The sequence below is a fragment of the Fulvimarina pelagi HTCC2506 genome (assembly GCF_000153705.1).
Taxonomy (GTDB): domain Bacteria; phylum Pseudomonadota; class Alphaproteobacteria; order Rhizobiales; family Rhizobiaceae; genus Fulvimarina; species Fulvimarina pelagi.
Genome location: NZ_DS022272.1, coordinates 711514 through 728283 on the forward strand (window position 1 = coordinate 711514; position 16770 = coordinate 728283).

19 protein-coding genes and 2 tRNA genes are annotated in these 16770 nt (G+C 60.5%); 16 read left to right on the forward strand and 5 right to left on the reverse strand.

All coding sequences use genetic code 11. From position 1 onward, the window contains the following. The first annotated feature begins 241 nt into the window (after positions 1 to 241). The gene (locus FP2506_RS18905) at positions 242 to 1036 is read left to right on the forward strand and encodes a hypothetical protein (protein WP_156414003.1); all 795 of its coding nucleotides are present in this window, start codon (positions 242 to 244) and stop codon (positions 1034 to 1036) included. Between the two features lie 90 nt (positions 1037 to 1126). Here FP2506_RS18905 and FP2506_RS03255 read toward each other — a convergent pair whose 3' ends face one another. Further along, positions 1127 to 1756, reverse strand: a complete 630-nt coding sequence (locus FP2506_RS03255) for an MliC family protein (protein WP_007065956.1) — start codon at positions 1754 to 1756, stop codon at positions 1127 to 1129. 295 nt (positions 1757 to 2051) lie between these two features. Here FP2506_RS03255 and FP2506_RS03260 point away from each other — a divergent pair, with 295 nt between their 5' ends. Continuing rightward, positions 2052 to 2951 (forward strand): D-alanyl-D-alanine carboxypeptidase family protein, encoded by a 900-nt coding sequence (locus FP2506_RS03260; protein WP_007065957.1) that lies wholly within the window; start codon positions 2052 to 2054, stop codon positions 2949 to 2951. Positions 2952 to 2984: 33 nt separating this feature from the next. On the opposite strand, the gene FP2506_RS03265 is transcribed toward FP2506_RS03260, so the two are convergent. The 4 genes from FP2506_RS03265 to FP2506_RS03280 form a co-directional block, all read right to left on the reverse strand. Then, entirely contained in the window at positions 2985 to 3677 is a 693-nt protein-coding gene (locus FP2506_RS03265; protein ID WP_007065958.1) for an SDR family NAD(P)-dependent oxidoreductase, read from the reverse strand. Between the two features lie 51 nt (positions 3678 to 3728). Continuing rightward, entirely contained in the window at positions 3729 to 3947 is a 219-nt protein-coding gene (locus FP2506_RS18650) for a hypothetical protein (protein WP_148227454.1), read from the reverse strand. 135 nt (positions 3948 to 4082) lie between these two features. Further along, positions 4083 to 4379 carry a hypothetical protein gene (locus FP2506_RS03275; RefSeq protein WP_007065960.1) on the reverse strand — a complete coding sequence of 99 codons (297 nt, stop codon included), beginning with the start codon at positions 4377 to 4379 and terminating at the stop codon, positions 4083 to 4085. Positions 4380 to 4485: 106 nt separating this feature from the next. Beyond that, a tRNA-Val gene (locus tag FP2506_RS03280) sits at positions 4486 to 4561 on the reverse strand. A 333-nt stretch (positions 4562 to 4894) separates the two neighbouring features. Between FP2506_RS03280 and FP2506_RS03285 the strand changes: the two genes are divergently transcribed. The 14 genes from FP2506_RS03285 (at position 4895) to nuoK (ending at position 16764) form a co-directional block, all read left to right on the forward strand. Next, positions 4895 to 4971 (forward strand) — tRNA-Asp (locus FP2506_RS03285). A 309-nt stretch (positions 4972 to 5280) separates the two neighbouring features. Then, on the forward strand, positions 5281 to 5646 hold the full coding sequence (locus FP2506_RS03290; protein WP_007065961.1) for an NADH-quinone oxidoreductase subunit A: 366 nt from the start codon (positions 5281 to 5283) through the stop codon (positions 5644 to 5646). Further along, the gene (locus tag FP2506_RS03295) at positions 5637 to 6221 is read left to right on the forward strand and encodes a NuoB/complex I 20 kDa subunit family protein (RefSeq protein WP_007065962.1); all 585 of its coding nucleotides are present in this window, start codon (positions 5637 to 5639) and stop codon (positions 6219 to 6221) included. Before FP2506_RS03290 ends, FP2506_RS03295 begins: the two co-directional genes overlap by 10 nt. 10 nt (positions 6222 to 6231) lie before the next feature. Then, on the forward strand, positions 6232 to 6840 hold the full coding sequence (locus FP2506_RS03300; RefSeq protein ID WP_007065963.1) for an NADH-quinone oxidoreductase subunit C: 609 nt from the start codon (positions 6232 to 6234) through the stop codon (positions 6838 to 6840). Between the two features lie 13 nt (positions 6841 to 6853). Further along, positions 6854 to 7279 (forward strand): GFA family protein, encoded by a 426-nt coding sequence (locus FP2506_RS03305; RefSeq protein ID WP_040488877.1) that lies wholly within the window; start codon positions 6854 to 6856, stop codon positions 7277 to 7279. Positions 7280 to 7283: 4 nt separating this feature from the next. Continuing rightward, positions 7284 to 8474 (forward strand): NADH-quinone oxidoreductase subunit D, encoded by a 1191-nt coding sequence (locus FP2506_RS03310; protein WP_007065965.1) that lies wholly within the window; start codon positions 7284 to 7286, stop codon positions 8472 to 8474. Between the two features lie 326 nt (positions 8475 to 8800). Beyond that, positions 8801 to 10303: an NADH-quinone oxidoreductase subunit NuoE gene (gene nuoE, locus FP2506_RS03315; RefSeq protein ID WP_007065966.1), complete on the forward strand. Its 1503-nt coding sequence runs from the start codon at positions 8801 to 8803 to the stop codon at positions 10301 to 10303. 15 nt (positions 10304 to 10318) lie between these two features. Then, positions 10319 to 11623: an NADH-quinone oxidoreductase subunit NuoF gene (nuoF, locus tag FP2506_RS03320; protein ID WP_007065967.1), complete on the forward strand. Its 1305-nt coding sequence runs from the start codon at positions 10319 to 10321 to the stop codon at positions 11621 to 11623. 101 nt (positions 11624 to 11724) lie between these two features. Continuing rightward, positions 11725 to 13800: an NADH-quinone oxidoreductase subunit NuoG gene (gene nuoG, locus FP2506_RS03325; RefSeq protein WP_007065968.1), complete on the forward strand. Its 2076-nt coding sequence runs from the start codon at positions 11725 to 11727 to the stop codon at positions 13798 to 13800. Between the two features lie 12 nt (positions 13801 to 13812). Then, on the forward strand, positions 13813 to 14865 hold the full coding sequence (nuoH, locus tag FP2506_RS03330; protein WP_007065969.1) for an NADH-quinone oxidoreductase subunit NuoH: 1053 nt from the start codon (positions 13813 to 13815) through the stop codon (positions 14863 to 14865). After that, positions 14865 to 15068, forward strand: coding sequence for a hypothetical protein (locus FP2506_RS03335; protein ID WP_007065970.1), 204 nt, complete (start codon positions 14865 to 14867; stop codon positions 15066 to 15068). The genes nuoH and FP2506_RS03335 overlap by 1 nt, the downstream gene beginning before the upstream one ends. A gap of 153 nt (positions 15069 to 15221) precedes the next feature. Continuing rightward, a complete protein-coding gene (gene nuoI / locus FP2506_RS03340; protein WP_007065971.1) occupies positions 15222 to 15713 on the forward strand; it encodes an NADH-quinone oxidoreductase subunit NuoI in 492 nt (163 codons plus the stop codon). Between the two features lie 97 nt (positions 15714 to 15810). Beyond that, a complete protein-coding gene (locus tag FP2506_RS03345; protein ID WP_007065972.1) occupies positions 15811 to 16428 on the forward strand; it encodes an NADH-quinone oxidoreductase subunit J in 618 nt (205 codons plus the stop codon). A 27-nt stretch (positions 16429 to 16455) separates the two neighbouring features. Continuing rightward, positions 16456 to 16764, forward strand: a complete 309-nt coding sequence (gene nuoK, locus FP2506_RS03350) for an NADH-quinone oxidoreductase subunit NuoK (protein ID WP_007065973.1) — start codon at positions 16456 to 16458, stop codon at positions 16762 to 16764. Positions 16765 to 16770 lie beyond the last annotated feature (6 nt).

Consider the following 16770-nt stretch of genomic DNA (forward strand, 5'->3'; position numbering starts at 1 on the left):
GAACATCCAGTCTGGAGCGCGCGGCCCGGTACCGGGAGGCGCCTGCCGCAGTCACCGTCAAATCTCAAAAGACCACGCTTGCCGAGTCCTAATCTGTGACGAAAGCTTGCGACGCCTGTCCCTGCAATCTTTCGCAACGAATATCCCGCCCTTCGGACATCTTTCGCTACGTTTCGCCGAACCGCTGCAATCGGCGAGGATTAGATCATCAGCATCGAAACACCAATGAAGGATGATCCAGATGTTCAACCGATCCCAGGCTTCCGCCTCTGGCGGCCGCAAGGTCCTCGCCGCGCTTCTTGCCGGTGCGATTCTTTCGACCACCGCGCTCACCGCATCGCGTGCCCAGAACGCCGAGCCGGTGCAGACGCCGCCTGCCGCTTCCGAGAATGCGGCGCCCTCGCGCGCTGCGAACGACGGCGAGCGTCGGTCCGAGCGGATGGAGCGACGGGCCGAACGGCGCGGCGGTCACCATCAGGAAAAGCACGGTCGGCATCACCGCCGCGGCGGCATGGCAGCGATGATGACACCTGCGCGTGTCGCGATGGCGCTCGCTGCCTTCGAGACCGGTATCGGCGTCACGCCTGAACAGATGGATGTCTGGCGGGAGTTCTCTTCCGCTGCGGTCGCCTTCGCGGCAGCCTCGCAGCCGGGATTCGGACGGCGCAGCGGCGCGGACCGCGACATGACGGACGGATCGGACGAGGACGCGAACGCCATGGAGATGGACGGCGAAACGGCAAACGCTCCGGACGAAACGTCCGACGGGACGGCCGGGAACCAGTCGGAACGCGCGGGTCGCACACCGTTCGCCTTCATCGACCGGATCACCGAGCGGTCGATCGCCGCCGGCGAAGCCGCGACGCGCCTTCAGACGGCCACCGCCGACCTCGAAGAGGTCCTGACCCCCGAACAGGTCGATACGGCCCGGACCCTCATGCGCTCGATGATGCGCGAAGCCCGTATGGAGCGCGGAGGCCGCCACGGCATGAGGGGGCATCGCGAGCATCACGGTAGGCATCACGGGCGCTACTGATCGACATACATCAGCCCCGGACTTTCATCTGGGGCTGCTACTTGATTCCTTTCGCTCGTCAAGATCCTCGTGTCCACGGCTCGGGTCGGATCACCTTACGCGCGCCTCGTAGCAGGTATCTTCGATACCGTTGAAGTTGATGGACATCTCTCTGCCCTTGCCGCCGAACCAGTTCGGCCCTGACTGGAACTGAATGCCGGAGCCCGAGACGATCTGCGGCAATCGGACCTCGGGATAGGAGTCATGCGAGACGTAGGCGACCGTGCCGTCGGGCTCGTCTACGTAGCGTGCGATGAGCGGGATACCCTCATTACAGGAATATTCGACGATCGTCTGCCGCGGCTGTGGCTGCGGCTGCGGGGTGGTTGCAGTACGCGCCGGGTAGCCGGAAAGCTGGGCATCGAGCTCGGAGCCGCAAATAGTGAGAACACCGCTCTCCTCGCTGTGCGCGCAGAACAGGCCGCCGAACTGATAGCCAACGAGGCCGTTCGAAAGGCGGATCTGGAACCAGTTGTAATCGTCCATTCGGGCTGAACGCTGCAGCAGGGTGATATCGTCGTTGAGGCGCGTCGAGGCGATCTGCGGATAGTTGAGACCAGGCCCGGAACGTACCACTCCGCCGTAGGAGCGGCCTGGAACGTCCATAATCTGAGCAACGGCTGGAACTAGGCTGGTGGTGAAGGCGGCGACTGTAAGAAGGGTTCTGAAAAGCGAGGACATTCGCGAGTCTCCCTGAAGTCTCTTCTGAAGTGCTTCGAACCTAACGTTAGGACAGTAACCCTTGATTGACTTGATGCACAACGATCCCGTCTTGTTTATTTGAGCCTAATCTGCGGATGGAGCTCTTAATCGCTCTGGATAGCTATGCGCTGCGAGGATCTCGCGATTGCAAGCATGTTGCGCGACCGGCACAACGCTCCAATGATTCGCTGTGTCATGCCGCTGCTGTTTGACCGGCCTTAAGCTACTCCACCATAGGGTGAATTCACCCGAAAATGGAGCAAGACCGGACGCCATGGACAGCACCCTTGCGCTTTCATCATTCAAGCGGTTGAGCGGGCGTCTCCTCGCAGCCTTCCTTTCCCTTGGCATGCTCGCCGGTTGCCAGTCCTCGCAGCTGACGGCCGAAGGCCTGATGCCCGCTTCGCAGCCGGTTGCGCCGATCGCCTTCAGCCAGATCGAGCGGCGCGGCCATTCTGCCCTCGTCGTCGATTTTGGAACGGGTCGGACGCTCTACGAGGATCAGGCCGACGAATTGCGCTACCCGGCTTCGCTCACCAAGATGATGACGCTCTATCTCCTGTTCGAGGCCGTAGAGAATGGGCAGCTCTCCCGCGAGACCCAGTTCATCGTCAGCGAGAACGCCGCTTCCAAACCGCCGTCGAAACTCGGTCTGAAGCCTGGCGAATCGATCCCTGTAAGTCTCGCAATGACGGCCCTTGCCGTAAAATCGGCCAACGATGTCGCGACGGTCGTCGCCGAAAATATGGCCGGTACGGAGGAGGCCTTCGCCGCGGTCATGACCCGCAAGGCGCGCTCCCTCGGCATGAATCACACGCAATTTGCCAACGCGTCCGGCTTACCTAATCCGCAGCAGGTCTCGAGCGCGCGGGACATGGCGATCCTCGGTCGGGCAATCATGTCGCGTTATCCGAGCTATGCTCAACTCTTTGCGACGCCGTCCTACCAGTACAACGGCCGGACTTACAATTCGACGAATAAGCTTCTCGGCAAGGTGGCGGGCGTCGACGGCATGAAGACTGGTTATATTAACGATGCCGGGTCGCATCTGGTGGCGACTGTCCGGCGGAACGGACGCCGGCTGATCGTTGTGGTGCTTGGTGGCGATTCCAGCCGCAAGCGTGATGCCGAGGTGACCGAACTCATCGAGCGCTATACCGGCGCCGGCGCCTGATCCGGTTTTCGGATCTCGGGAGCGCGAGGCGGATCAAAACGTTTCCACCCAGGGCCTCAGTTCAATCTCCCAAGCCCAGGCACTGCGCGGCTGATCGATAAGGGAAAGATAAGTCTCGGCTATCGCGTCCGGATCGAGTTGCGCGTCGGGGTTGACGTTGGTTGACTGGCTGCCGCCACCCGCGGGTCCAATTGATCCGTCCACGACCACATGACCGACATGGACACCCTGCGGGTGAAGCTCGCGCGCCATGGATTGGGCAAGACCGCGTAGAGCGAATTTGCCCATCGCGAAGGGTGCCGAACGTGGGAAACCTTTCACGCCAGCTGATGCGCCGGTGAAAAGGATGGTTCCCGATTGCCGTCGCACCATTCGACGGGCAGCTTGTTGGGCCATAAGGAACGCGCCGAATGCCGTGACATCGAGGGCCGTGCGAACCGTTGTGGGGTCGAGGTCGACCAAGGCCCCCTTCGTGCGAGCCGATGGATTGTAGATCGCGACGGCAAGATCCTCCGATCCGGCATCCACCTCCTCGAAGAGCCGGTCCATGTCCTCGGACAGTGCCGCATCGCACTGAACCGTTGTCGCACCGGTCTCCCCCGCCAGGCCCTCCAGCTTGCCGGTATCCCGGGCGGCAAGAATCAACGAATAACCGCGGGCGGCAAGCTTTCGCGCTAGGGATGCCGAGAGCCCGTCGCCGACCCCGACGATGAGTGCGAGTGCCATGGCCTATTCCTTATCAAATCGGTAGTACGCGCGAATTGTCAGCGAACGGGATCAGTAGTCGTTGGCCGAATGGAGATTTTCCGGTCGAATTCCGGTATCGGCTTCGTGGCGATGAACCAGCACGTAGCGACCTTCAGGTCTCTGGCCGCCAGGCGCTCGTTCGACAACCTCTATATCGACGTGAAGGCCTTGCTGCTCTGCGGCATTCATGGCTTTCGTCAGGGCATCGGCGCAGCGTTGCACCTCCTTGAGGGCGTCGTTTTGATCCATGGTTGGATCGCCTCCTTTCATCTCATGTCATGATGAAGACATAGGCGCGATACCAAGGCCTTTACAGGCGTTTTTACCCACCCGCCGTTCGGTTCCTGGAGAAGCGAAGGCCGAACACGCGCGACGGAACGAGTTTCAGCGGGTTTGGTCTTCGATGCGGCGGAGGGTCCGCTGGCCTTCCTCCACAAGGCGGCGGCCTTCACGAAGCTGATCTTCGCTGGCGTCGCGACTCGACCGCGCTTCGCTGATCATTGCGTTGCCACGCTCGATGTCTGCTTCGGCAGCCATAGCCTCGCGGCCCAGCCTCTGCCGCCTTTCGCCGTCTGCGATGAGGCGCTCGCCGAATGTCGGCTCATTGGCGCAGCCTGAGAGGGCGAGGCCAACTGCGAGAAGCGCTGCAGGAATAAGGGCGGTTCTGATTAATTGGGCCATAAAGCGACGTTTAACGGGTTCCAACATTCGGTTTTCGTCTAGCTTTGCGAACGTCATGGGGAGATTGGCCGAACAGCCGGGCACCTGTCGTCTATGGCGCTGGACGTGGTGGGCGGTGAGAGACTCGAACTCCCGACATCCTCGGTGTAAACGAGGCGCTCTACCAACTGAGCTAACCGCCCGCTCTGCGTCGGGACCGCTTGTCTATTTGCTTCGCCGGGTTCTTTCAAGAGCGGCAGACCTCCTCGCTTCAATCTCTGGGCTGATATGATCGGCTGGGCAGTCGGCTGGAGAACGCGCGGCACAGGTTTTCCCTGCGCTAGAGCTCATTGCGCGCGCTCCGATTGTTTGGTTCATTCGGCTTATTGCATCCTGGATCGGCACGACACGATCGTCGGAGATTAAAGCCTCGAGCACCCTCATTTCGACACGCTGAATGTTTCTGGAGGGCCGCTTGACTTGCCTCTGACGAGCCCGTAAATGACCGCCATCGCTGCCTTGGCTGGCGATAAAACGCGGGTGTAGCTCAGTTGGTTAGAGTGCCGGCCTGTCACGCCGGAGGTCGCGGGTTCGAGCCCCGTCACTCGCGCCATTTCATCGTGGGATCCTGTTGCGGTCTGCGGAAATGGCTTTGCGTTTATCTTCTTGAAAATCAGTTCTGTTGGGGCATGTCGTTTTGTAGGCATGGCGCGTCCATCTGACAACGCTGCCCGCGCTTGCGCGTTCAATGGCAAGGGGCTAGGTGTTGCCCGAAACAGCCCGTGAGGTTTCGGTCCGCGCTTTCGGCTTCTCCCAAAGGTCGGAACGAGGCGGCGCCGGCTCATGATCGCGGGCCAATTTTTCGGGCGCATCGTTTCTGCAGCGACGTCCGACCGTCGACGAGCGAGGGCCAATCTTTTCGATGGAAGAACTTCTGACTTCGTATCTGCCGATCGTCATCTTCGTCGGCATCTGTCTGGTGATCGGGTTGGCCCTATTGGTCTCGCCGTTCTTGCTGGCCTACAAATCGCCAGATGACGAAAAGCTGTCGGCTTACGAATGCGGGTTCGATGCATTCGACGACTCCCGCATGAAATTCGATGTCAGGTTCTATCTCGTGTCGATCCTGTTCATCATCTTCGATCTCGAAGTCGCGTTCCTGTTCCCCTGGGCGGCGAGCTTCGGCGAAGTCGGATGGTTCGGCCTCTGGTCGATGATGTTCTTCCTGGGCGTCCTCACCGTCGGCTTCATATATGAATGGAAAAAGGGAGCTCTCGAATGGGAGTGATCCACGGAACGAATAAGCCGCTCTTAGCGCCGCAGACGGATGTCGCGAGCGTCGGCGCACCGGGCTCGGTGACCGCGGCACCCGATCCTTTCGTCACGGCGATCAACGACGAGCTGGCCGACAAAGGCTTTCTCGTCACATCGACAGACGATCTCATTCAGTGGGCCCGTAACGGCTCCTTGATGTGGATGACATTCGGTCTTGCGTGCTGCGCTGTCGAGATGATGCAGATGTCGATGCCGCGTTACGATGCCGAGCGGTTCGGTTTTGCACCGCGAGCCTCGCCGCGTCAGTCCGATGTGATGATCGTTGCCGGGACGCTGACGAATAAAATGGCACCGGCTCTGCGCAAGGTCTACGATCAGATGCCGGAGCCCCGCTACGTGATCTCCATGGGTTCCTGCGCCAACGGCGGCGGCTATTACCATTACTCCTATTCGGTGGTCCGTGGCTGCGATCGCGTTATTCCAGTTGATATCTACGTGCCTGGCTGTCCACCGAGCGCAGAGGCGCTGCTTTACGGCGTGATGCTTCTCCAGAAGAAGATACGCCGCACCGGCACGATCGAGCGCTGAGGAGACGCAAATGGCTCACGAGCAAATCAGCTCGGACGTTCGCGACGCGGTTCTCGAATCGCTGGAAGATCGGATCGAGGATCATTTCTTCCGCTTCGGCGAACTCACCCTCGTCGTGACGCCGGAGAACGTCGTGAAGGTGATGACGACCCTTCGCGACGATCCAAAGATGCAGTTCATCAATTTCGTCGATCTCTGCGGCGTCGACTTCCCGCAACGGGAAAAGCGGTTCGAGGTGGTCTATCACCTCCTCTCGCCGCGGCAGAATTGCCGGATCCGGGTCAAGACGATGACGGCTGAGGATGATCCGGTGCCGTCGGTCTCCGACGTCTTCCCGGCGGCCGACTGGTTCGAACGCGAGGCCTATGATCTGTACGGCATCCTGTTCACAGGACATCCGGATCTCCGTCGCATCCTCACTGACTACGGGTTCGAGGGCTATCCGCTGCGCAAGGATTTTCCGCTGACCGGCTTCGTCGAGGTTCGCTACGACGAGGAGCGCAAGCAAGTGGTCTACGAGCCGGTCGATCTGCGTCAGGAATTCCGCAATTTCGATTTCCTCTCGCCCTGGGAGGGCACGGAATACGTGCTGCCGGGGGACGAGAAGGCGCCGAACTGAGCGGAGACGAGCGATGGCGAAACGGCGGCTTCACGCTCACTGCCTCTGCGGCGACATCAAGATCGACGCTAAGGTCGATCGACTCCGGGTTTCCGTATGTCATTGTGACACCTGCCGACGCTGGTGCGGCGGCCCCTTCATGGCGATCGAAGGGGCAGGCGACGTTACGATTGCGGGGATCGACTCGCTCGGGGTCTATGCGTCTTCGGAATGGGGCGAACGCGGCTCGTGCAAAAGATGCGGTTCTGCTCTGTTTTTCCGCACGAAGGACGCGTCCCATTATGGTCTTTCGGCCATGGCATGCACCGATATCGACGACGCTGAACTATCCGAGCAGATCTTCATCGATTCGAAGCCCAGCTGGTACGACCTCGCAAATGACACGAAGAAACTGACCGGCATGGAGTTTCTCGCCCAGTTCGCTTCCGACGAAGGATAGGCCGATGGCTGAAATCGACGTCCGTAACTTCAACATCAATTTCGGTCCCCAGCATCCGGCGGCACACGGCGTTCTCAGGCTGGTTCTCGAGCTCGACGGCGAGATCGTGGAGCGGGTGGACCCGCATGTCGGACTTCTTCATCGTGGCACCGAGAAGCTGATCGAGCACAAGACCTATCTCCAGGCGATCCCCTATTTCGACCGACTCGACTATGTCTCGCCGATGAACCAGGAGCATGCTTTCTGCCTCGCGATCGAGCGGCTGGCAGATGTGGACGTTCCGAAGCGCGGCCAACTTATCCGCGTTCTCTACTGCGAGATCGGACGCATCCTGTCGCATCTCCTCAACGTGACGACCCAAGCCATGGACGTGGGCGCTCTCACGCCTCCGCTTTGGGGCTTTGAGGAGCGCGAAAAGCTGATGGTTTTCTACGAGCGCGCTTCCGGCGCCCGGCTCCATTCCAGCTATTTCCGCCCCGGCGGTGTCCATCAGGATATCGATCAGAAGCTGATCGACGATATCGGCGAGTGGTGTGATCCGTTCCTAAAGGTCTGCGACGATCTCGAAGGCCTGCTCACCGACAACCGCATCTTCAAGCAGCGCAATGTCGATATCGGCGTCGTCAATCTCGACGATGCCTGGGCGATGGGCTTTTCCGGCGTGATGGTGCGCGGTTCGGGAGCGGCCTGGGATCTTCGAAAGTCGCAGCCCTACGAGTGCTACGACGAGATGGAATTCGACATTCCGGTCGGCAAGAACGGGGATTGCTACGACCGCTATCTCATACGCATGGTTGAGATGCGCGAAGCGGTGCGCATCATGAAGCAGTGCATCGAACGGCTTTCCGGCGAGGAAAAAACCGGCCCGGTCTCTGCGCCCATGGGCAAGGTCGTGCCGCCTAAGCGGCCAGAGATGAAACGCTCCATGGAAGCGCTTATCCACCACTTCAAGCTTTACACCGAAGGCTTCCATCTGCCGGAAGGGGAAGTCTATGCGGCGGTCGAGGCGCCGAAGGGCGAATTCGGTGTCTATCTCGTTGCGGACGGCACTAACAAGCCGCACCGCTGCAAGATCAAGGCCCCCGGCTTTGCCCACCTCCAGGCGATGGACGTCATGTGCAAGGGACACTTGCTCGCGGACGTTTCGGCTATCCTCGGCACGCTCGATATCGTGTTCGGAGAGGTGGATCGATGACCGCCTCGGTAATTTCAACGGGAGGGTGTCGATGGGCGGCCGAGGAAGCAATTGCTCGCTCCTCTATGGCGCGTGTGAAACTCGAAATGGTTGACGGAAAGCTCTCGGATAAAGATGAAGAGCGAGAGAAGCGTTTGCCTGCTGTTCGAGACCATCGGCGCAGATCGCGTGTTATGGTTGGCGGTCCGCAGGTTTGCAGTTCGGCATAAACAATCGCCGGCTAGGCAGTAAGGAAACAGAGTTTCCATCGCTGCTTATCCGCGTAGCCGACCACGAGCCTGCATTCGTCCATGCCAAGCCTTTGATGAGAATGAAGAGAAGTCCCGATGTCTGTTCGACGTCTTGCCGATGACAGCATACAGCCCCAAAGCTTCGCGTTCACAGACGAAAACGCGGCGTGGGCCGATGCGACCGTCCGCAAATATCCAGAAGGCCGGCAGCAGTCGGCCGTGATACCCCTTCTGATGCGTGCACAAGACCAGGAGGGTTGGGTCACGAAGGCGGCGGTCGAACACGTTGCCGATCGACTGAAGATGCCGCTGATCCGTGTTCTCGAGGTCGCTACGTTCTACACCCAGTTCATGCTGCAGCCGATCGGCACCCGCGCTCATGTTCAGGTCTGCGGAACTACGCCCTGCATGCTGCGCGGTGCGGAAGATCTCAAGGCGGTCTGCAAGAAGAAGATTCACCCCGTTCCGTTTCACCGCAATTCATCCGGCACGCTCTCCTGGGAGGAGGTCGAATGTCAGGGCGCCTGCGTTAACGCGCCCATGGTCATGATCTTCAAGGATGCCTATGAGGACCTCACTCCAGAACGGCTGGAGGAAATCATCGATGAGTTCGAAGCCGGCAATGGCGCGAACGTCACGACCGGACCCCAGAACGGTCGGCATCAATCCGTTCCGATCGGTGGTCTCACCTCATTGACTGAAGACTACGGCGACCTGATCGCGAAGCAAAAACGCGAAGGTGCGCATGGGCCTGCAAATGGTGCGCCCAGCCAAGGTAACGGCGCGGGCAGGACCATTTCGACGCCACCCTCCGAAGCTGGGCGGCCGGATAGCCACTCAGAATACACCGATCCGTCGATTGCATCCGAGGGCAAAGCGGGCAACGGCAACGCGCCGCAGTCGGCGGAAGACATCGAAAGCGACGAACTCGTACGCGAAGCACAGTCCGGCGCACCCGGGCAGGAGGGCGGCACGGAGAGCGGCGGTACCGATCAGGCCGAGCGGGATGCCGCCGAGTCGGGTGTCGTGACTGGCGACGACGAAAGCGCTGTGGCGCAGATGTCAGGCGGTACATTCCTCGATAAGGAGGCTTCCGCGAGGGATGCCGTCGTCCAGGACTTCAAGGTCGTCGATGACGCAGTGGGTACGGATATCGAACGGGCTCGCGAGGGTGAGGCCAACTCCGATCGGCTGGCAGCCGAAGGTCGCCCGATCGAAGGCAACAGGACCGGAACCCAGGACGAGACTGCCGGCCCGGTCTTCGACGATACGTTCGAGACCAGATCGGAGACGGGCGGCGAATCCGACGATGCGGGCGATCTCGGAGAGGGCGAGAAGCCCGGCGATCTCCTCGATGCGCCGAAGGATGGCGAGAAGGATGATCTGAAGCAGATCAAAGGCATCGGCCCGGTCATCGAAGGCAAGCTCAACGACGTCGGGGTCTACCACTTCTGGCAGATCGCGGCATGGCGACGCGAAGAGCTTATCTGGATCGACAATTATCTTAATTTCCGTGGACGTGCCGTGCGCGATCGCTGGGTCGATCAGGCCAAGGAGCGGGCGGACTATGGTGCCGGCAACGGCAATTCGGACGGGTAAGAAGGAGCGGCTCGCATGCTGGCCGATAAGGACCGCATCTTCACGAATATATATGGGCTTCGCGACAAGAGCCTGAAGGCTGCGATGAAGCGCGGCCATTTCGATGGCACGAAAGAGATCGTCGAGAAGGGCCGCGACTGGATCATCAACGAGATGAAGGCATCCGGTCTTCGCGGGCGTGGCGGCGCGGGCTTTCCGACCGGTCTCAAATGGTCCTTCATGCCGAAGGAAAGTGCAGGGCGGCCACACTATCTGGTCGTGAATGCTGACGAGTCCGAACCCGGGACCTGCAAGGACCGGGAAATCATGCGGAACGACCCATTCACGCTGATCGAGGGCTGCCTCATCGCCGGCTTCGCAATGGGCGCACACACCGCCTACATCTACATCCGGGGCGAGTATATCCGCGAGCGTGAGGCGCTCCAGAAGGCGGTCGACGAGTGCTACGAGGAAGGTCTCCTCGGAGCGGACAACAAGTGCGGCTGGGACTTCGACATTGTCGTTCACCACGGTGCCGGCGCATACATCTGCGGCGAGGAAACAGCGCTTCTCGAAAGCCTTGAAGGCAAGAAGGGCCAGCCTCGCCTCAAGCCGCCGTTCCCGGCCAATGTGGGCCTTTATGGTTGCCCGACGACGGTGAACAACGTCGAATCGATCGCCGTCGCGCCGACGATTCTGCGCCGCGGTGCGGGTTGGTTTGCCGGCATCGGGCGCGAGAACAACACCGGTACCAAACTCTTCTGCATTTCAGGGCATGTCGAGCAGCCCTGCACAGTGGAAGAGGCGATGAGCATCTCGTTCCGCGAGCTCATCGACAAGCATTGCGGCGGCGTGCGGGGCGGCTGGGATAATCTCCTCGCCGTCATTCCGGGTGGGTCGTCCGTCCCGCTCGTTCCCGCCAAGGACATAATCGATGCGCCGATGGACTTCGACGGCCTCAAGGACATCAAGACCTCCCTCGGCACAGCCGCGGTTATCGTGATGGACAAGTCCACCGATATCGTGAAGGCGATCGCCCGCATCTCCTACTTTTACAAGCACGAGAGCTGCGGCCAGTGTACGCCATGCCGCGAGGGCACGGGCTGGATGTGGCGCGTGATGGAGCGCATGGTTGTCGGCAACGCGAAAAAGAGCGAGATCGACATGCTGCTTCAGGTCACGAAGCAGGTCGAAGGCCACACGATCTGTGCCTTGGGTGATGCAGCGGCATGGCCAATCCAAGGCCTGATGCGGCATTTTCGGCCGGAGATCGAGCGCCGCATCGACGAGTTTTCGCGCAATGCCGATCTCGACCGGCCGCATCTGGTGGCGGCGGAGTAGGGCGGTTTATGTGTGCGCTCGCGCCGCAACTTAAGTTTTACCGGGAGCTGGAAGCGCGTTTACAGTGCATTGGCCGCCTGGAAGAGGAAGTTTAAGAGACTATGACACAGCTCAAAGTCGACGGCCGCGAGGTCGAAGTTCCTGACCACTTCACGTTGCTGCAGGCATGCGAGGAAGCGGGTGCAGAGATTCCCCGGTTCTGCTTCCATGAGCGGCTGTCGATCGCGGGCAATTGCCGCATGTGCCTGGTCGAAGTGAAGGGCGGTCCGCCCAAGCCCGCGGCTTCGTGCGCCATGGGCGTCAAGGATCTGCGCAAAGGACCGAACGGCGAGCTTCCGGAAGTTTTCACCACCACGCCGATGGTCAAGAAGGCCCGTGAGGGCGTGATGGAGTTTTTGCTGATCAACCATCCGCTCGATTGCCCGATCTGTGATCAGGGCGGCGAGTGCGATCTGCAGGATCAGGCGATGGCCTACGGCGTCGATTCCTCGCGTTATGTCGAAAATAAGCGCGCTGTCGAAGACAAGTATATCGGCCCACTCGTCAAGACGATCATGACGCGATGCATCCATTGCACTCGCTGCGTCCGCTTCACGACGGAGGTCGCCGGGATCTCCGAGCTCGGCCTCGTCGGCCGCGGCGAGGATGCCGAGATCACCACCTATCTCGAACAGGCGATGACCTCCGAATTGCAGGGCAATGTCATCGATCTCTGCCCGGTCGGTGCGCTGACCTCGCGCCCGTACGCCTTCCAGGCGCGGCCGTGGGAGCTGACGAAGACCGAGACCATTGACGTGATGGACGCGGTCGGCTCGGGCATTCGCGTCGACACACGCGGCCGCGAGGTCATGCGTATCCTGCCGCGCACCAACGAGGCGGTGAACGAGGAGTGGATCTCCGACAAGACGCGTTTCGTTTGGGACGGTCTGCGCGTCCAGCGCCTCGACAAGCCCTATGTTCGTAAAGACGGTCGGTTGCAGCCGGCAAGTTGGCCGGAAGCGTTCGCGGCCGTTAAGGCGCAGCTCGATTCAACAGATCCTTCGAAGGTCGGAGCAATCGCCGGCGATCTTTCGGCGGTCGAGGACATGTGGGCGATGAAGCGCCTGATGGGCGAGATCGGTTCGCCGAACATCGACTGCCGGCAGGACGGATCGATCAGCCATCCGGCGGACGGTCGGGCGTCCTACATCTTCAACACGACGATTGCCGGCATCGAAGACGCGGATGCGCTTCTTATCATCGGTGCCAATCCGCGTTTTGAAGCCTCTCTGCTCAACGCCCGCATTCGCAAACGTTGGCGTATGGACAATTTTCCGATCGGCGTCGTCGGCGAGAACACCGATCTTCGCTACGATTACACCTATCTCGGAGCAGGCACGGATACGCTTTCGGACATAGAGGGCGCTAGCCAAGGGTTCTTCGAGGCGCTGAAGGGCGCCGAGCGACCGATGATCATCGTAGGGCAGGGCGCTCTCTCGGGGAGGAATGGATCAGCCATTCTCGCCTCCGCAGCTGCGCTTGCTCGCGAGATCGGAGCGGTCACGGACAGCTGGAACGGTTTCAACGTCATGCAGACCGCGGCCTCGCGGGTCGGCGGCCTGGATATCGGTTTCGTGCCGGGCGAGGGCGGCCATACGGCAGGCGAGATGGTGTCCGGCGGTGTCGACCTTCTCTTCAACATGGGCGCTGACGAAATCGACATTCCGGAAGGGCCGTTCGTCGTTTACATGGGCAGCCATGGCGACAAGGGTGCGAGCCGTGCCGACGTCATCCTGCCGACTGCGGCCTATACCGAAAAGTCCGGCACTTACGTCAATCTCGAGGGCCGGGCGCAGGTCGCGAGCCGAGCCTCTTTCCCGCCGGGCGAGGCTAAGGAGGATTGGGCGGTGATCCGCGCTTTGTCCGCCGTCATCGGCAGGCAACTGCCCTTCGATTCCCTCATGCAGCTTCGCAAGGAACTCTACGCCGAGCACGGCTTCATGCGAACCGATGCCATCGTTCCCGCGGAGCCAGGTGCGATCACCAGCCTTGCGGACCGGGCCGAAAAGCTGCAATCCATGCCGCTGACTTCGAATGTGACGGACTTTTACCTGACGAACCCAATCGCACGGGCCTCGAAGGTGATGGCCGAATGTTCGCGGCTCGCGAGCCAGGCGCATCTCGAAGCGGCGGAATAAGGACGAAACGGCTTGACTGACTTCTTCTCGCTTTACCTCTGGCCCGGCCTGATCATCCTCGCGCAAAGCGTTCTGTTCCTAGTCGTACTTCTCGTCCTGATCGCCTACATCCTGCTCGCCGACCGTAAGATCTGGGCGGCTGTGCAAATGCGGCGAGGACCGAACGTCGTAGGTCCCTTCGGCCTTTTCCAATCTTTCGCCGATCTTCTGAAGTTCGCGCTGAAGGAGCCGATCATACCGGCGTCTTCGGACAAGCCGGTTTTCCTGCTCGCTCCGCTCGTCGCTGTGACGCTCGCGCTCGCGACCTTCGCGGTGATTCCCGTGGCGCAGGGTTGGGTGATCGCCGACATCAATATCGGCATTCTGTTCGTCTTCGCGATCTCCTCGCTCGAAGTCTACGGCGTGATCATGGGCGGTTGGGCGTCCAACTCGAAATACGCCTTTCTCGGTGCGCTACGTTCGGCCGCGCAAATGGTCTCCTACGAGGTCTCGATCGGCTTCGTCATCGTCACTGTCCTCCTCTGTGTCGGCTCGCTGAATCTCTCGGAAATCGTTCTGGCCCAGACGACAGGCCTCGGAACCATGCTCGGGCTGCCGGCCACGTTCCTCGACTGGCACTGGCTGGGACTCTTCCCGATGTTCGTGGTGTTCTTCATCTCGGCGCTTGCCGAGACGAACCGGCCGCCGTTCGATCTTCCGGAGGCCGAGTCGGAGCTGGTAGCGGGTTACATGGTCGAGTATTCCGCGACGCCGTACATGATGTTCATGCTCGGCGAATATGCCGCGATAACCCTGATGTGCTGCCTGACGACGATCCTGTTCCTGGGCGGCTGGCTGCCACCGTTTGATTTCGCGCCCTTCACTTGGGTGCCGGGCTTCATATGGTTCGTAATCAAAGGTGGTCTGGTCTTCTTCATGTTCGCCATGGTGAAGGCTTTCGTGCCGCGTTACCGCTACGACCAGCTCATGCGTCTTGGCTGGAAGGTGTTCCTGCCGATCTCTTTGGGGATGGTCGTCCTCACAGCGCTGGTGGTCCAAACGTTCGGCTGGGGCGCGGCCGCCTGATGTCGATGGGGTTGATCGGTGCTCTGATCGGCCTCGCCATCGGCATTGCGGATTATTTCGTTCTGGGTCTCATCCGGGACCGGTTCAGGGAGCAGCGGCCGACGGAGCGTGTCGGAGGTGGGCTGATTATCGAGATCGTCAGGATCTCTCAGCTGATCTTCTTCCCGATCGCCGGCTGGTATGTCGAGGCCTATGTGTTTTAGGCTCGACACGAAAACAGACTGAAAGCCATGCCGGTCGGGCAAGAGCGCGACGTTGGCCTGGCCAGAAATCATCAAGCTCTCGTCAAGGCGTGCAGGCTGTCGTTCGGACGGCGAGGCGCAGGAGAGCAGAAGGAAGCATCTGGGACTTTCATCATGTCCGCACTCGCACAAACGGTTCGATCACTCTTTCTCATCGAGTTCGTGCAGGCCTTCGGCCTTGCGCTCCGCTACTTCTTTGCCCCGAAGGCGACGGTGAACTATCCGTTCGAGAAGGGGCCCGTCTCCCCGAGGTTCCGCGGCGAGCACGCGTTGCGACGCTATCCGAACGGCCAGGAACGCTGCATCGCTTGCAAACTCTGCGAGGCGATCTGCCCCGCCCAGGCGATCACCATCGAGGCGGGCCCGCGCCAGAACGACGGCACCCGCCGCACGGTGCGCTACGACATCGACATGGTGAAGTGCATCTATTGCGGCTTTTGCCAGGAGGCTTGTCCGGTCGATGCCATCGTCGAGGGCCCGAACTTCGAGTTCGCCACCGAAACTCGCGAAGAGCTCTATTACGACAAGGAGAAATTGCTCGCGAACGGTGATCGCTGGGAGCGGGAAATCGCACGCAACATTGCGCTCGATGCGCCATACAGGTAAGCCGGGCCGAAACCGGCGAACGGTCTAGCGTTCGACGGTCCGACACCGATTGTGGAAGCCCGATCGGGCCCCGCGAGAACGACTACAGGGAGCTTCAATGCTCGGTCTTCAGGCATTTTTCTTTTACATCTTTGCCTTCATTGCCGTAGGCAGCGCCCTGATGGTCGTCCTTGCGAAGAATCCAGTGCACTCTGTGCTCTTCCTGATCCTGACCTTCGTCGCGGCGGCGGGCCTTTTCCTACTCGCGGGAGCCGAGTTCCTCGCTCTAATCCTCATCGTCGTCTACGTCGGTGCAGTTGCGATCCTCTTCCTGTTCGTCGTCATGATGCTCGATCTCGACGTCGGCCAGTTGAAGAGTAGGGCAATTCAATATGCGCCCTTCGGCGCGATCATCGCCGTGTTGCTCCTCGCTGAGCTCATTATCGCAGGTTCCGGCACGATCGCAGATCCGGTACTCGCGAGCCAGACCGCGTTGCCGATGGCGGAGGCTGGCGGCGCCTCGAACATCGAGGCGCTCGGCAACGTGCTTTATACTCGCTACATCCTGTTCTTTCAGCTGGCCGGCCTCATCCTCTTCGTTGCGATGATCGGGGCGATCGTCCTGACCCTTCGCCATAAGGAAAAGGTGCGCCGCCAGTCGATCCCCGATCAGGTTGCGCGCAACCCGTCGACCTCTATTGAGGTCAAGCAAGTCGAGAGCGGGCGGGGAATATGACGACGAACGAACGAGGGGCCTGAGAACATGGAAGTCGGTCTCAGCCAGTACCTGACCGTTGCGGCGATCCTCTTCGTGATCGGCGTCTTCGGCATCTTCATGAACCGGAAGAACATCATCACAATCCTGATGTCGGTCGAACTGATTCTGCTCGCGGTCAACATCAATTTTGTGGCGTTCTCGGCCTTCCTGAACGACCTCGCGGGGCAGGTGTTTGCTCTCTTCGTTCTGACGGTCGCCGCCGCCGAGGCCGCGATCGGCCTTGCGATCCTGGTGGTCTTCTTCCGTAATCGCGGCTCGATCGCCGTCGACGACGTCAACACGATGAAAGGCTGATCGAGA

Excerpts from the sequence above, each read along its gene's own strand:
- FP2506_RS03290 (WP_007065961.1), top strand. The coding sequence starts at position 5,281 with ATGGAAGAACTTCTGACTTCGTATCTGCCGATCGTCATCTTCGTCGGC.
- FP2506_RS03345 (WP_007065972.1), top strand. The coding sequence starts at position 15,811 with ATGCTCGGTCTTCAGGCATTTTTCTTTTACATCTTTGCCTTCATTGCC.
- nuoE (WP_007065966.1), top strand. The coding sequence starts at position 8,801 with ATGTCTGTTCGACGTCTTGCCGATGACAGCATACAGCCCCAAAGCTTC.
- FP2506_RS03300 (WP_007065963.1), top strand. The coding sequence starts at position 6,232 with ATGGCTCACGAGCAAATCAGCTCGGACGTTCGCGACGCGGTTCTCGAA.
- FP2506_RS03265 (WP_007065958.1), bottom strand. The coding sequence starts at position 3,677 with ATGGCACTCGCACTCATCGTCGGGGTCGGCGACGGGCTCTCGGCATCC.
- FP2506_RS03335 (WP_007065970.1), top strand. The coding sequence starts at position 14,865 with ATGTCGATGGGGTTGATCGGTGCTCTGATCGGCCTCGCCATCGGCATT.
- FP2506_RS18650 (WP_148227454.1), bottom strand. The coding sequence starts at position 3,947 with ATGGATCAAAACGACGCCCTCAAGGAGGTGCAACGCTGCGCCGATGCC.
- FP2506_RS03295 (WP_007065962.1), top strand. The coding sequence starts at position 5,637 with ATGGGAGTGATCCACGGAACGAATAAGCCGCTCTTAGCGCCGCAGACG.
- nuoK (WP_007065973.1), top strand. The coding sequence starts at position 16,456 with ATGGAAGTCGGTCTCAGCCAGTACCTGACCGTTGCGGCGATCCTCTTC.
- FP2506_RS03305 (WP_040488877.1), top strand. The coding sequence starts at position 6,854 with ATGGCGAAACGGCGGCTTCACGCTCACTGCCTCTGCGGCGACATCAAG.
- nuoF (WP_007065967.1), top strand. The coding sequence starts at position 10,319 with ATGCTGGCCGATAAGGACCGCATCTTCACGAATATATATGGGCTTCGC.
- nuoI (WP_007065971.1), top strand. The coding sequence starts at position 15,222 with ATGTCCGCACTCGCACAAACGGTTCGATCACTCTTTCTCATCGAGTTC.
- FP2506_RS03310 (WP_007065965.1), top strand. The coding sequence starts at position 7,284 with ATGGCTGAAATCGACGTCCGTAACTTCAACATCAATTTCGGTCCCCAG.
- FP2506_RS03260 (WP_007065957.1), top strand. The coding sequence starts at position 2,052 with ATGGACAGCACCCTTGCGCTTTCATCATTCAAGCGGTTGAGCGGGCGT.
- FP2506_RS03255 (WP_007065956.1), bottom strand. The coding sequence starts at position 1,756 with ATGTCCTCGCTTTTCAGAACCCTTCTTACAGTCGCCGCCTTCACCACC.
- nuoG (WP_007065968.1), top strand. The coding sequence starts at position 11,725 with ATGACACAGCTCAAAGTCGACGGCCGCGAGGTCGAAGTTCCTGACCAC.
- FP2506_RS18905 (WP_156414003.1), top strand. The coding sequence starts at position 242 with ATGTTCAACCGATCCCAGGCTTCCGCCTCTGGCGGCCGCAAGGTCCTC.
- FP2506_RS03275 (WP_007065960.1), bottom strand. The coding sequence starts at position 4,379 with ATGGCCCAATTAATCAGAACCGCCCTTATTCCTGCAGCGCTTCTCGCA.